The 14,068-nt window shown below is 63.9% G+C and carries 13 protein-coding genes; 10 read left to right on the forward strand and 3 right to left on the reverse strand.

Going from position 1 to position 14,068, the window contains the following annotated elements; genetic code table 11:
- Positions 1 to 91 precede the first annotated feature (91 nt).
- A complete protein-coding gene (locus MAB_RS03415) occupies positions 92 to 1,015 on the reverse strand; it encodes an SDR family NAD(P)-dependent oxidoreductase (RefSeq protein WP_005085560.1) in 924 nt (307 codons plus the stop codon).
- A gap of 99 nt (positions 1,016 to 1,114) precedes the next feature.
- Between MAB_RS03415 and MAB_RS03420 the strand changes: the two genes are divergently transcribed.
- On the forward strand, positions 1,115 to 1,678 hold the full coding sequence (locus MAB_RS03420; protein WP_005085561.1) for a TetR/AcrR family transcriptional regulator: 564 nt from the start codon (positions 1,115 to 1,117) through the stop codon (positions 1,676 to 1,678).
- Positions 1,679 to 1,724: 46 nt separating this feature from the next.
- The gene (locus MAB_RS03425; protein ID WP_005113184.1) at positions 1,725 to 2,813 is read left to right on the forward strand and encodes a hypothetical protein; all 1,089 of its coding nucleotides are present in this window, start codon (positions 1,725 to 1,727) and stop codon (positions 2,811 to 2,813) included.
- Here the strand turns inward: MAB_RS03425 and MAB_RS03430 are convergent.
- Positions 2,804 to 3,979 (reverse strand): FAD-dependent monooxygenase, encoded by a 1,176-nt coding sequence (locus MAB_RS03430; protein ID WP_005085563.1) that lies wholly within the window; start codon positions 3,977 to 3,979, stop codon positions 2,804 to 2,806. The two genes, MAB_RS03425 and MAB_RS03430, sit on opposite strands and share 10 nt — an antisense overlap.
- A gap of 302 nt (positions 3,980 to 4,281) precedes the next feature.
- On the opposite strand from MAB_RS03430, the gene groL reads away from it, so the two are divergent.
- On the forward strand, positions 4,282 to 5,907 hold the full coding sequence (gene groL, locus MAB_RS03435; protein WP_005064866.1) for a chaperonin GroEL: 1,626 nt from the start codon (positions 4,282 to 4,284) through the stop codon (positions 5,905 to 5,907).
- 171 nt (positions 5,908 to 6,078) lie between these two features.
- Here groL and MAB_RS03440 read toward each other — a convergent pair whose 3' ends face one another.
- Positions 6,079 to 7,062 (reverse strand): DUF2189 domain-containing protein, encoded by a 984-nt coding sequence (locus MAB_RS03440; RefSeq protein WP_005113185.1) that lies wholly within the window; start codon positions 7,060 to 7,062, stop codon positions 6,079 to 6,081.
- 204 nt (positions 7,063 to 7,266) lie between these two features.
- Between MAB_RS03440 and MAB_RS03445 the strand changes: the two genes are divergently transcribed.
- From MAB_RS03445 to MAB_RS03475, 7 genes are read left to right on the forward strand one after another with little or no spacing between them, the layout of a single operon-like run.
- Positions 7,267 to 8,490 (forward strand): DUF4878 domain-containing protein, encoded by a 1,224-nt coding sequence (locus tag MAB_RS03445; RefSeq protein ID WP_005113186.1) that lies wholly within the window; start codon positions 7,267 to 7,269, stop codon positions 8,488 to 8,490.
- A complete protein-coding gene (locus tag MAB_RS03450) occupies positions 8,487 to 9,488 on the forward strand; it encodes an AAA family ATPase (protein WP_005092280.1) in 1,002 nt (333 codons plus the stop codon). The genes MAB_RS03445 and MAB_RS03450 overlap by 4 nt, the downstream gene beginning before the upstream one ends.
- A 6-nt stretch (positions 9,489 to 9,494) precedes the next feature.
- Positions 9,495 to 10,394: a DUF58 domain-containing protein gene (locus MAB_RS03455; protein ID WP_005085567.1), complete on the forward strand. Its 900-nt coding sequence runs from the start codon at positions 9,495 to 9,497 to the stop codon at positions 10,392 to 10,394.
- Positions 10,384 to 10,857 carry a hypothetical protein gene (locus MAB_RS03460; protein WP_005085568.1) on the forward strand — a complete coding sequence of 158 codons (474 nt, stop codon included), beginning with the start codon at positions 10,384 to 10,386 and terminating at the stop codon, positions 10,855 to 10,857. Before MAB_RS03455 ends, MAB_RS03460 begins: the two co-directional genes overlap by 11 nt.
- Positions 10,858 to 10,871: 14 nt before the next feature.
- Positions 10,872 to 11,912 carry a hypothetical protein gene (locus MAB_RS03465; RefSeq protein ID WP_005113187.1) on the forward strand — a complete coding sequence of 347 codons (1,041 nt, stop codon included), beginning with the start codon at positions 10,872 to 10,874 and terminating at the stop codon, positions 11,910 to 11,912.
- Positions 11,909 to 12,961, forward strand: a complete 1,053-nt coding sequence (locus tag MAB_RS03470; RefSeq protein ID WP_005085570.1) for a vWA domain-containing protein — start codon at positions 11,909 to 11,911, stop codon at positions 12,959 to 12,961. The genes MAB_RS03465 and MAB_RS03470 overlap by 4 nt, the downstream gene beginning before the upstream one ends.
- Complete coding sequence (locus tag MAB_RS03475; RefSeq protein WP_005113188.1) at positions 12,958 to 13,905, forward strand: tetratricopeptide repeat protein; 948 nt, start codon at positions 12,958 to 12,960, stop codon at positions 13,903 to 13,905. The genes MAB_RS03470 and MAB_RS03475 overlap by 4 nt, the downstream gene beginning before the upstream one ends.
- Positions 13,906 to 14,068: the final 163 nt, after the last annotated feature.

Here is a 14,068-nt window from a genome sequence, read left to right on the forward strand (position 1 = left end):
CATCCCGACGGGCGTGGCGAGCACCGCGTGTCGTGTCACCAGAGTGATAGCTGGAGACGATCAGCACAGCGCTCGCCACCACCGGCTCAGCTCACTTGACCGGGAAGACCACGTCGGTGAGTTCCTCGGATACCGACCACAGCCGACGCTGCAAATCGAGGTTGTAGGACTGTTCGCTCGACGCGACGACCTTGGGGTTACCGCGCTGTTCCATGAATCCGTCGGGCCCGTAGTACTGGCCGCCCAGGGCAGCCGGGTCGGTGGCGGCTCGCAGCGTGGGCAGGGCACCCATATCCGCTCCCTGGACCAATACCGGCGCCACGACGTCGAACACCGCCCGGACCCACAGCGGAGAATTGCGGGCCAGTTCGGTATTGGAGCCACCGGGATGCGCGGCCAGGGCGACGGTGTTGGTGCCGGCCAGGCGCCGCTGTAGCTCGTAGGTGAACAACAGGTTGGCCAGCTTCGACTGTCCATATGCCGCGACACGGTCGTAGTCGCGTTCCCATTGCAGGTCATCGAAGTGGATGTCGGCGCGGATGCGGTGCCCGATGCTGCTGACCGTCACCACGCGTGAGCCCTCCACGGGCAACAGGCGCTCCAAGAGCAGGCCGGTGAGTGCGTAATGGCCCAGGTGATTGGTGCCGAACTGCAGCTCGAAGCCGTCGGCGGTGCTGGACTTTTCCGTCCACATGACGCCGGCGTTGTTGATCAGCAGATCGATCTTGTCGTAGCGCCCCTTGAGCTCATCACTGGCCCGGCGGACGGATTCCAGTGAGGAAAGGTCCAATGACTGCAGGGTGACATCGGCGTTTGAGTGGGCCGCGGTGATCGCCTCAGCCGCGGCTTTTCCTTTCTCCGCGTTGCGGACGGCGAGTACCACGTGAGCGCCGTGCGCGGCGAGTGCCTTGGCGGTTTCGAGGCCGAGTCCGGTATTGGCACCGGTGACGATAGCGATGCGGCCGGTCTGATCGGGGATGTCGGTGGTGCTCCATTTGGTGGTGGATCGCGACATGGGTGCTCCTTGATAGTCTGTCAGTAACCGGGGCGGTTACTCCGCTTGTAAATATACGGAACGCTCGCCCCGTTTTGTCAAGGCGTCAAGGAGTGTGAGATGGATCAACCCGCCCGTCCGTTACGGGCAGACGCTGCCCGCAACCGTGCGCGGGTGTTGGAGGTCGCCTACCAAACCTTCGCCGAAGAGGGGCTTGGGGTGCCTATCGATGAGATCGCGCGACGCGCCGGCGTGGGTGCGGGGACGGTGTATCGGCATTTCCCGGCCAAGGAGGACCTGTATCGCGCGATTGCCGAGGATCGCATGGGCAGCGTGATCGACAAGGGCCGCGAGCTGCTGGCGGCCGTCGACCCCGGCGAAGCGCTCTTCGAATTTCTGCGTTCGATGATGGATTGGGGCGGCACCGATCAGGGCTTGGTGGATGCCTTGTCAGGTGCGGGCATCGACGTTCAGGCGCTCATTCCGCATATCGAGGAGTCCTTCTATGCGGTCTTGGGTGATCTGCTGCGAGCCGCGCAGCAGGCGGGCACGGTGCGCTCCGATGTGGGGGTGCACGAGGTGAAGGCACTCCTGGTCGGTTGCCAGGCCATGCAGAGCTACAACAAGGATGTCTCGCGCCAGGTGACTGACGTCGTGTTCGACGGACTGCGGCCGCGCCCGTAGTCAGGGGCGGTTAGCTTCGCTACCTTGAGTGAGTCGGAGGTAGCAAATGTCATTTCGTCGATGGTCGGTGTCGGTGTCGGTGCTGTTGCTGGCCGTTGGCTGTTCGTTTTTCGGTGCGCCGCGGTCCGGTGATTGGCGTGCCAAGACAGACGACGACGCCGCAATCTTGAGCGTGGCGGACGCGGTGCGGGCTATCGATCCGTGTGGGCTCGTGGATGCGGAATCCATCAAGGCCACCATTCCCCGGGCGATCTCTTTCGGATACACCGATGGCTTTGATCGGTGCACGCTGGCGCTGGGCGCGTACGACGGCGACTTTCCCAGCGATGTCTCGGCAACCATTGGTTTCGACCTGGCCCCGGAAGCCGGGGAGCCGGTGGAGCAGCCCACCGACTCGGTCAGCGTCAACGGGATAGCGATCACCCATATGTTGGGGCCAACCAGCAATCGGGGATGGTGCCGGTACGTCTTCAACCTTGGGCTGGACGAGCGGCCCGTCCAACCCGCGGGCCGTGTCCGGGTGAACGTGGTGGCCAGTCTTGCTCGGGACCCAGGGCCTGGGCGCCCCGTCTATCCCTGCCGGGAGGCATCGGCAATCGCCAGCGGCGCCGCACAGATGAGATCGCAGCACCTGCCTCGCCGAGAGGGTTCGGCTCCCGGGCCCGCCGGTCAGGATCCATGCTCCCTGCTACCTCACCTGGATGGATTCTCCAGCTATCGGCGGTCCAATCCCGGTGCCGGGTTGGACCCCTACGCCTGCAGGTTCGGTGCCGGCCCGGCTGCCGATGGGAAGGCGCCGGACGTAGAGCCGGACGTAAAGGAAGTAGAGGTGGCATTGCGCCCGGTGGGTCCGCACGAACCGGATACCTCCAGGTACGGACAGGATCGGCGTACGGTCGTCGAGGATCGCGACGGGGTGGAGCTGCACGTCAGCACGGTCACAAGCACGTACGACAAGCCGTTCTGCGAGGTCTTCGTATACCTGGGCAAGGAGTATCAGCCGATGTACTTCCCGCCCGAGCGCGCCCGTCCCGGTGACTCCCGGCGGCCCGGGGCGGTAGTACGCGGAACCTCGTCGTGCGACGACGTCAAACGGGTGGCCGTGGCGGCGGGCAGGAAATTTGGTCAGTCGTAGGCGGGGAGCGCGAACGAACGTCCCACCTTGAGTGCCTGACGGGCGACCAACTGGCGAATGCCGGGCAGCCGCAGGGACCATAGCCCGAGCCTTCTCAGCCCGGTCGCCCACGGTGAGTCGGCCTCGCCGATTTTCAGAGCATCCAGTGCCAGCCGCTGGCACCGCGCGGCGTATGGAGCCATCAACGTATGAAATCGGGCGAAGGCGATGCTGAAATCGCCCTGTGCGGAGCGCAATTCGTGGGCGAGCACGTATGCGCCGACGATCGCCAGGCTGGTGCCCATGCCCGATCGGGGCGACGCGCACCAGGCCGCGTCGCCGAGGAGGCACACGCGCCCACGGGAGTACGTGTCCAGATGAACCTGGCACAACGAGTCGAAATAGGGCTCAGCGGTGACGGAAAGGGCGCGCAGAACAGCGGGAGTTTCCCAGCCGAAGCCGGTGAATCGTTCCGAGAACAGCTTCTTGTTGCCTTCGACGTCCCGGTAATCGAACTCGAGGTGGTCATCGGAGAACGAGAGTGAGCCGCGAGCGGGCGCGTCGGGTGCGGTTGCCTGGATGCCGACGCCGCGTGTCCCCTCCCGGAAGCCCACCGTCTGATGGTCGAGGCCGAGATGATTGTCCATCGCGAAAAATGTGAAGTATTGGCCCAGTTGGGTCACGAACTCGTGCTCCGGCCCGAAGGTCAGCGCGCGAACACCCGAATGCACACCGTCGGCGCCGATCAGGAGGTCGTAGCTCTCCGGTGCGGACCTGGAGAAGGAGACTGTGACCTTCGCGCCGTCATCGCGCACGCCGGTGATCGAATCGGCGAAACGAAACACGACGTGTTCGCGTACCGCCTCGTGCAGGATGCGCGCAAGATCGCCCCACAGGATCTCCAATTCACCGCTGATGACCTCAGAGGGAAACCGGGCTATTTCCTTGCCGTCGGCATCGACCATCACCAGGGACCCCATGTGCGTGGCCTGTGCCCGCACCGCGTCGAGCACACCCATTTTGTCCAGCACGTCGATGGACGGACCCCGGAAATCGACGGCCTGACCGCCATTTCGTACGGTCGCGGCACGTTCGACGATCGTGACGGAGTGTCCTTCCTGCACAAGCCAGTACGCCAGCGCAGGGCCCGCGATACCGCCACCGCTGATGAGGATCTCACGTGACATGGCGTCACCGTAGACCGCGTTCCTGAATGTCCGGTGAGTCTTCGCGCGAGCCCGACTCGTGATCGGCTCCGGCTCGGCGGAAGATCGGGCCGGGCGCCGACGTCGGGTTTGTTGGTACAAAGTGCCCTCGATCGCCCTTGCACTCGCCATGGCCGAGTGCTAAAAATGGCATTGGCACTCACGACCGGTGAGTGCTAGGCCGGGACGGTGAGGCCGCAGCCCACACAGCTGCGTCCGTCCGTCGCGGGCACTGAGCCCGGCCGAGAACGTGCAACCCCCTTACACGGAGGAATCACTTCGCAATGGCCAAGACAATTGCGTATGACGAAGAGGCCCGCCGCGGCCTGGAGCGGGGCCTCAACGCCCTTGCTGACGCGGTCAAGGTGACGCTGGGCCCCAAGGGTCGCAACGTCGTCTTGGAGAAGAAGTGGGGCGCCCCCACGATCACCAACGATGGTGTGTCCATCGCCAAGGAGATCGAGCTGGAGGACCCGTACGAGAAGATCGGCGCTGAGCTGGTCAAGGAAGTTGCCAAGAAGACCGACGACGTCGCGGGTGACGGCACCACCACCGCCACCGTTCTTGCCCAGGCCCTGGTCAAGGAAGGTCTGCGTAACGTCGCCGCCGGCGCCAACCCGCTCGGCCTGAAGCGCGGCATCGAGAAGGCCGTCGAGAAGGTCACCGAGACGCTGCTGAAGAGCGCCAAGGAGGTCGAGACCAAGGAGCAGATCGCGGCCACGGCCGGTATCTCCGCGGGCGACCAGTCCATCGGCGACCTGATCGCCGAGGCCATGGACAAGGTTGGCAACGAGGGTGTCATCACCGTCGAGGAGTCCAACACCTTCGGCCTGCAGCTGGAGCTCACCGAGGGTATGCGCTTCGACAAGGGCTACATCTCGGGCTACTTCGTGACCGACGCCGAGCGTCAGGAAGCCGTCCTGGAGGATCCCTACATCCTGCTGGTCAGCTCCAAGGTGTCGACCGTCAAGGATCTGCTTCCGTTGCTGGAGAAGGTCATTCAGGCCGGCAAGCCGCTGCTGATCATCGCCGAGGACGTCGAGGGTGAGGCTCTGTCCACTCTGGTCGTCAACAAGATCCGCGGCACCTTCAAGTCCGTCGCCGTCAAGGCCCCGGGCTTCGGTGACCGTCGCAAGGCGATGCTGCAGGACATGGCGATCCTCACCGGTGGCCAGGTCGTCAGCGAAGAGGTCGGCCTGTCGCTCGAGACCGCCGATATCACCCTGTTGGGTACCGCTCGCAAGGTCGTCGTCACCAAGGACGAGACCACCATCGTCGAGGGCGCGGGCGACTCCGACGCCATCGCCGGTCGCGTGGCGCAGATCCGCAGCGAGATCGAGAACAGCGACTCCGACTACGACCGTGAGAAGCTGCAGGAGCGCCTGGCCAAGCTGGCCGGCGGTGTTGCGGTGATCAAGGCCGGAGCTGCCACCGAGGTGGAGCTCAAGGAGCGCAAGCACCGCATCGAGGATGCCGTTCGCAACGCGAAGGCGGCCGTCGAGGAGGGCATCGTCGCCGGTGGTGGCGTGGCCCTGCTGCAGGCTGCCCCCTCGCTGGATGAGCTGTCCCTCACCGGTGACGAGGCCACCGGCGCCGCGATCGTCAAGGTCGCCGTCGAGGCCCCGCTGAAGCAGATCGCCTTCAACTCGGGCCTGGAGCCCGGCGTTGTGGCCGAGAAGGTTCGCAACTCTCCGTCCGGTACCGGCCTGAACGCCGCCACCGGCGAGTACGAGGACCTGCTGGCCGCTGGCGTTGCCGACCCGGTGAAGGTCACCCGCTCGGCGCTGCAGAACGCGGCGTCCATCGCGGCGCTGTTCCTCACCACTGAGGCCGTCGTTGCCGACAAGCCGGAGAAGGCCGCCGCACCTGCGGGCGACCCGACCGGTGGCATGGGTGGCATGGACTTCTAAGTCCCCCAACGAAGAGGCCCGGCCTGCCTGGAGAAATCCAGTGCAGACCGGGCCTTTTTCGTTACTGGTCCGGGCCGAGTGGGAAGCCGAGGGGGAATCCGAGTGGGAATCCGACGCGGGACGCCGTCTCGATTTTCTCGGGAGATCCCACTCGGCATGTGGCGCGGCGGCTTACACCGGCGCGGGTGCGATGGTGCCCCCGGTCAGGCGCCGGTACGTGTAGACGTGGATCAGTCCGGTCAGGGCGCCCGCTGCCGGGTAGGCGATGATGCCACCCAAACCGCACGTGATGAAGGTCAGCGCGAAGCCTCCGAAGGCGACACCCAGGGTGATCAGGAAAACCACCAACGCCTGCCCCAGATTGTCCTTAACCAGCTGGAAGCTGGCCTTGAGCGCATCGACAGGGCCGAGGCCGCGGTCGATGGCGAAGAACACCGCGTATTGCGCGAAGAACCCGAAGATGACGCCACCGATGATGAGAAGGCTACCGATCAGAACCCCCACCCCCACGAGCAGCGCGGCGCCGACATAGAGGCCGAAACCGCGGGCGCGGAAGAAGGTCCCGAAGCTGACCGGCTTACCGTCCGCGACATCGAGGTTGGCGCTGATGAGGCATGCGCCCACATAGAGACTCACCGCGAAAACTACCGCGTAGAGCAAGATCATGATGGCGATGGCGCCGCCTGAAAGCTCTGGACCCTCATACGAATACGAGTACGAGGAACGTGAATTTCCGCCGTAGCCGCTCGTGCTGGTCTGAGGGAGACTCGCCATCAGGATGGCGTAGACGATCCCGACCGGCAGTCCGATGGCGAGGAACCACACCAGGTACGGGGGAATGAAGGTTCCGAAGCGCTTGCTGACCTGTGCCCAGGACCAGCTCCACGATTCACCGGCAGAGAAGGGCCCCTGCGGTGGCCACGGCCTCTGCTGGGGATAGCCGTAGCCGGCCGGCGGATAGCCCGGCGGCGGGAACTGGGCGCCCTGGTACTGAGGGCCCCCCGGGGGTGGGCCGGCCTGATACCCGGGCTGGTACCCGGGTGGTGGTGGCTGGTACCCCGGCGGCGGCTGATTCGGATATCCCGGAGGGGGCTGATTCGGGTCGTACGCTGAGGGATCGCCCGAGGTAGGCGGCTCCTGTGGTGGATAGGTCACGCGGCTAGGTTAGCAACAGGGAAGTTTGCTAAGTGTTGAATTCGGCGAGTGTCGCCGGGCCGGGTGGCGGAGGGGAGTGGCAGCGCGACGTCGAGTCGCGGTGCCTCGCATTATGCGGTGATACGCTCGGTTGGGCCGGGGTGGATCTTGCTTGCTGGAGAGGGGGCGGTTGGTGTTCGGCTATCGCGAAGACGGGGCACGAGCGTGACGCAGCCGCCGCAGTTCGGCGGCCCCAATCCCATTGACGGACCGGCCAACCCCGCGCCGCAGTACGACGGCCCGCAATTCGGGGGCCCGGCACCCGTGGGTGCGCCGCAGCCAGATCCCCACGGCCCGCCTCCTAACTTTGTTCAGTCTCCCCAGCAGCCCGGTTGGCCCAACCAGTTCGGCGGTCAGCCGCAGCAGTATCAGCAGTTTGGGCAACCACCGGCCGCGCCGCAGCAGAACCGCAAGGCACTGATTGTCACCGGGGTGGCTACCGGTGTGGTGCTGCTGGTGGTGGCCGTTGTGGTGGGAATCGTGTCGTTTTCCGGTGGCGGCGACGGCGAGACGCGGCCCGCCGGCGGCGCGGCGACCGCCGAGGCCGCGGTAAAGGGATACTTGGAGGCACTGTCCAAGGGCGATGCCGAAGCGGCGCTTTCCTATTCGGCGGATCAGCCGGCGTCCAAGGAATTTCTGACCGACGACATCCTGAAGAAGCAGATCGCACAGTGGCCGGTCGGGAACATCCGGATTCTCAATTCCGAGGATATGGGTGGCGTGATGGCACGTGTACATGTAGCCGCGAACTTCGGCGATCAAACTTCCGACGAGACAATTCTTGTCAAGAAGACGGACGGATCCTGGAAGCTCAGCACCGCGGCGGTCAAACTGTCACTTGACCAGAACGGTATCCTGGCCGGCGCCCTCCGTACGCTGTCGCTGTTTGGCAAGCCCGCCTCGAATATGTCTGTCGCATACGTATTTCCGGGTTGGTTGGATATCGGCTCGGCCAACAAGAATCTGACGGCGGTCTCGGCGCGCCCGGTTCTGCTCAACGGGATCCTGGTGCAGGGTGCCCCGGTATTTCCGGGGATCGAGATGCGGATGAGCGAAGAGGGCGCCGCGGCGGTGAAGAAGGCCGTGGCGGACAACATTGCCGAATGTGCGAAATCTACGTCGCTGGCGCCGCCGGGATGCCCTCAGGCACTGCGTAACCCGGCCTATGTTGACGGTACGGCTCGCTGGGAGCCGCCATCGGACGTGGACAAGGTGCAATACACATTTACCGCGTTCGACCTGACGGTGCGGACCACCGGCGTAACCACGTGGATGCTTACTGTGCAGTCCACCAACGGCAGCACCGTGCAAGGGAGGGCGATTGTGCCGACGATGGGGCAAATCGATATGACACAGGATCCGCTGATAGTGAAGTGGTTCGGCCGGTGACCGCCGCGACGCAGACACAGCCCTCGCGGCAGGAACTCGACCAGGCGCGTGCGGTCATCCAGGCCGTCGCGCGGGCATTCTCCGTCAAGGTGGTCGGGCAGTCCGGACTGCAGCAGTCCTTGCTGATTGGTCTGCTCACCGGTGGTCACGTGCTGCTGGAGAGCGTGCCTGGGCTGGCCAAAACCACTGCGGCACGGGCTATCGCGGATGCCATTCAAGCGCAGTTCCGCCGCATCCAGTGCACCCCCGACTTGCTGCCCAGCGATATCATCGGCACCCAGATCTTCGATGCCTCAAAGGGCACGTTCAAGACCCAACTCGGCCCGGTGCATGCCAACATCGTGCTGCTGGACGAGATCAACCGTTCCAGTGCGAAGACGCAGAGCGCCATGCTGGAGGCGATGGAGGAACGACAAACCAGCATCGCCGGAGAGATCTACAAGATCCCTGAACCATTCCTGGTGCTGGCCACGCAGAATCCGGTCGACCAGGAGGGGACCTATCCACTGCCGGAGGCGCAGATGGACCGATTCATGTTCAAGGAGATTCTGACCTACCCGAACCCCGCGGAAGAGGCCGAGGTCGTCTTCCGGATCGATGCCGGCGTCTACACGAATCATCAAGGTGCACCGGTGGCTTCGATCCAAGACATCCTGTACATCCAAGACGTCGTCCGGCGTATCTATGTCGATCCCGCGATCGTGCACTACGTCACGCAGATCGTGAACGTCACCCGTAATCCCAAGCAGTACCTGCCGCCCAACCTGGCCCGGCTCATCGAATACGGCGCCAGCCCGCGCGCGACCATCGCGTTCTGCAAAGCGGCACGTGCGTTGGCGCTGTTGGCCGACCGCAATCATGTGTTACCCGACGACATCAAGGCACTGGCGCATCGGATCCTGCGGCACCGGCTGATTCTCGGATTCGAGGCCGTCGCCGAGAATGTGACAGCCGAGGTGTTGATAGACAACATCATTCAGGCCGTCCGAACCCCCTAGCCTGTTATGGGAGTACTACTTCAGCAGGTCAAAGCGGAGACGCTGACCAATAATCGGCTGACGGGCCCCACCGGCTTGTCTCGCGGGTTGCTCGAAGGCGAGCACCGTTCGATGTTCCACGGTCGCAGCCTCGAGTTCGACGACCTGCGTCCGTACATCCTCGGTGACGATGTCCGCGACATCGATTGGCGGGCGTCTGCCCGATCTTCCTCGGTGCTGGTGAAACGCTTTGTGTCGTACCGCCAGCAGCGGATTCTGGCGGTCGCCGATATCGGGCGAAACATGCTTGCCCTGGCGGCCAGCGGTGAGCCCAAGCAACGAGTCGCGGTGAATGCCGTGGGTGTGGTGGGTCTCATCGCCAACAGCAAGGGCGACGAAATGGGGCTGGTTTATGGTGACGAGCACGCCTCGGGGCGGATGCCGAACCGCCGCGGCGAGCCGCACTTAGAGCACATGCTCGAGAGGATCAACAGCCGTGATATCACGGCGAGCGGACGCAGCAGCATCGCCGCCCAATTGCGCTATGTCGAACGCAACTATCGGCATCGTCACATCGTGTTCGTCGTGTCCGATGAGCCCGATTTGTCCGACGAACTCGACGGAGAGTTTCGCCGTCTGGCGGCGCGCCACAGCGTCTATTGGATAACCATCAAAGATGCTCCGCTGGTAGGTGTTCCAGAGCTGGGCGGTGAGGGTTACGACGTCGATTCCGGTCGCTCCATCCTTCGGGAGGAGATACTCGGAGGCGGGGTGATCGAGGCCTATCAACGGGCCGAAGCGCAGCGAGAGGCCGCGTTCGACGAGTACGTGAATTCGTCGGCCATCCGGTGCGCTCGCGTCGCCGGTAGCCGCGACCTGGTCAAGGCGATCACCACCATGCTGAAGAGGGCCAGCCGTGCCACATGACTATCTGAAGTGGGTGGTGGCGCCCCTGCCGTACTCGGTGCTGTGGCTGGCGCTCGGAGTCATCATGATTTTGTTGGTGGTCGGCTGGTGTGTAGGCATTTTCGTGTGGACGATGCCGGTAGAGAAGCTGCGCTCGATTCCGGTGGTCCGGGACATCGCCGCCTGGGTGCTGCGTCGTAAGTTCAGCGCGGCCATTGACAAGGTACGTAGGGACCACGAGGCCGGAGCGCTGGATTCACGGCAGGCGCACGGTGCGATGAGCCGCGTGCTGCGTACGTTCATCTACATGCGTACTGGCGTGCGTGCGCCGTACATGTCGCTCGGTGAAGTGGCACACGGCGGCGCCCCAAGGGTGGCTCCGGTGGTGGCTCGACTGTATTCGGGCCAGTTCGAGATGGGCGACGACGCCGACGTCGTGGCGGCCGCGGCAGCCGTTCGGGATGTGATCCAGTCGTGGAGCTGAGATGGTGGTTTGTCATGGCGGGCGGGTTGGCCCTGCTGGCGGGGGTCGCGCTGGCCGCCTACTGCTGGCCGATACGGCAACGTCCACGCAGTCTCCGCCCACTGGCTTGGGTGCAGCGACTGACGGCCCTGCCCGAATATGTGCGGGCCTACCGCCGGTATCGGATCATGTTGGCGGCCATTGCGATTGCCACCACGGGATTGCTGCTGGCCGCGATCGTCGCTACCGCACGGCCGGTCAGTAGCAAGGCGACAGCGGCAGAAATCAACCGGGTACACCCGGAAGACATCAACCTGTGCATTGCTTATGACCCTGCGGCTCACGATGTTTCGGAATTACTGAACTACTTCCGCGACCAGGCAAAGACCTTCGACACTCAACGTCTGGCGTTGACCTCGGCTACGCTTCGGGTAATCCCCATGACGGGGGACAACGCCTATGTGGCCGATCGACTCGGCTACTTCGGTGGGCTCAACGCGTTGGTGGGCAAGGACAAACCGGGACCTGAGGACGGCAAAGCGCTGCAGCGAGGGAGACTGGAATTCTCCCGTGGTGTGGCCTATGCCGACTACGCCCGCACGGTCAACGATGCTCTGGCGTTGTGTATGACCGGCTTTCCGGGTTTCACCAAGGCCGGCGATCGGCGCCGGTCGGCCATCTTCCTGGGGCCCACCGCCGAACAGCGACAAGCGCGCCCGATCTACAGCGATGCCAAGCTGGCCGAATTAGCCAGGACTGCACAGATACAGCTCAACGTTCTGACGCCGACCGCCGCAGAAGAAGGTGGTGCGGTACGACGGCTGGCCGAGGCCACGGGTGGCCGGTTCATCACGTATCTGCAAGGCGGTAAGACGACAAGCCCGGGCGAGCAGGCCGGTATCGATAAGACTTTTCGTGGGCATCTCGACGAGATTCGTGCCAACCCTCCGGTTATCACCCAGTCCGATGGCACGGTCTATGTGCAGAAGGTGCAGGACCATCCGAATCTCATCCTGGCGATCGCGCTTGCGATCGCGGTAATCTTCGCGTCGGCTCTGGCTGGGGTGCGCCGATGACCTTCGAGCCGGTGCTGCCGTGGTGGATGTTCATCGTGCTGGCGGTGGTCATCGTCGCGCTACGGATGTACACGCTGTATCGCGTGCTGGTCGTGGTGGGCGGAGGCAGTCAGCGCAAGGTTGTTTTGCGTTGGAGTCTGTTGACGCTCGTGATCGTCAGCGTATTCGCTGCCGCGGCCCGGCCGGGGATCGAGCCCACGCGGCACGTGCTGACGGAATCCCATGCGGTTGCGGCCGCGAACAGCAACGTGAATGTCTTCTTTGTTGTCGATCGGTCCATCAACTCCAGGGCTGAGGACTACGGAAGCGGGCAATTCCGGATGGCGGGTATTCGCGCGGATATGGATGCCGTCGTCAACCAGTATCCGCAAGGTCGGTTTTCCATTACCTCGTTCGCCACGGGCGCGCGTGTGGACTGGCCGCTCTCTGAAGATATTTGGAGTTTGCGGGCGCTGCTCAAGGGTTACTCGGCATATGTGTCGGAGCTGGACTCGGTGTACCGGGTCGAGGTGGCGGCTGCCGCCGATGAGCTCAGAGGGCAACTCGAACTGGCTCGTCGGCAGTACCCCGGCTCAAGCAACGTCGTGTTCTACCTCGGAGAGGGGGCGGGTGCGTCGCGCCAGCCCGCCAAGAGCTTTGATATCCCCGCGGATCTGGTCGACGGAGGCGCGGTGCTCGGCTACGGAACCACTGACGGTGGCGCAGTGGCCAGTCAGCTCGCGGCCAACGGTGAGAAGACCTATTTTCAGAACGCCGCGGGTACCGGTCCGTTCCTGTCCATCCTTGACGAACGGTCCCTGAAAGGCATCGCAGAACAGCTTCACGTGCGATATGTCCATCGGGTACAGGGTGATTCGATTGCCCCGGTGATCCCGGCGCTCGATCCGTCGGCGGCCACCAGCGAGCAGCGTTCAATTTCGCTTCCCGGGAGCCGGACAGAGTTCTATTGGGTATTCACGGGTATTGCGATGGTCCTAATGTTCTATGAACTGTTTGCCATGGTTCGCGAGTACCGCACGTCGCGCATCACGAGGGTGAGGCCGACGTGAACCCGCGGTCGATTCTTGTTTTGGTGCAACGGTTCTTCAGCGAAGGCCCGAGCCGCAAGGTGCTGCGGCGCAGACTGGTGGCCCTCTCGGTGTTGCCCGCATTGTTGTTGCTCGGGTTCGCGGTGAAGCTCATTGTCATGGTGAGCACGGGGTACGCGGCGCAGTCGCACTATCTCGCCTACGACTCGTACTCGCTGCGAGATGACGTGCGAATTCTTAAGTCGTGGAACATCATCGACTCGTACAAGGCATACTTCACGGAGGGCGACCGGTACGTACTGGAAGGCAGACTCGCGGAAGCGGAAACCGAATTCAAGGAGTCGCTCAAGCGGGTGGATCCGCCCGAGTCCTGTCCGGTGCGGATCAATCTGGAAGTGGTATTGGAAACGCGCGGCGACCTCAAGTCCGCCGACCACAAGCGGGATGACGCCAAGAAGTTTTGGGAGGAAGCGCTTGCCGTCACCAGGGAGGCGCCCGCAGGCTGCTTCAACACCACCAGCGAACCCGACGAAGCGGTTCGTAAGCACCTCAACGAGACCGAACAACGACTGCTGGACAAGCTAAAAGACCCTCCTGCGACGTCGGCCTCTCCCAGTCCCACGACATCGCCTTCGCCGCCTCCGCCGGAAGGCGGTGGTGGTAACGGCGGCGACGGTCAAGGCGGTGGTAACGGCGGCGATGGTCAAGGCGGTGGCAATGACCACAACGACGGTCAGCGCGGCGGTGATCAGAATGGTCAACCCAATTCATTACCGGGCGAGCCGACCCAGGAGGGCCCAAGCCCTGGGCAGCCTACTCAGGCTCCGACCCCGGTCGGGCCGGACCGGATTCCTACCAGCGGCGCGAACGGTGCGAACGAGCTTCACCCCGACCAGGGCGATCCGGCGGATGTGCTCAAGCGTTCCCTCGAGAACTCGACGGCCTCGGGTACCGATACCGAATAGTCTCCGACGCTGCGCCGGTTGGCCGTGACGTGCTCAGCTCTTCTCCCGGGGCGTGACATCGACCACTAACGGCATTGTTTTCCAACGATTTCCCCACGCCGCGCAACCGGTCTCTATTTTCCTGGGAACTTTTCGTACGCCGGGATCGACTGCTCCCTTAGTC

Origin of the sequence: Mycobacteroides abscessus ATCC 19977 (genome assembly GCF_000069185.1) — a bacterium.
Taxonomy (GTDB): Bacteria; Actinomycetota; Actinomycetes; order Mycobacteriales; family Mycobacteriaceae; genus Mycobacterium; species Mycobacterium abscessus.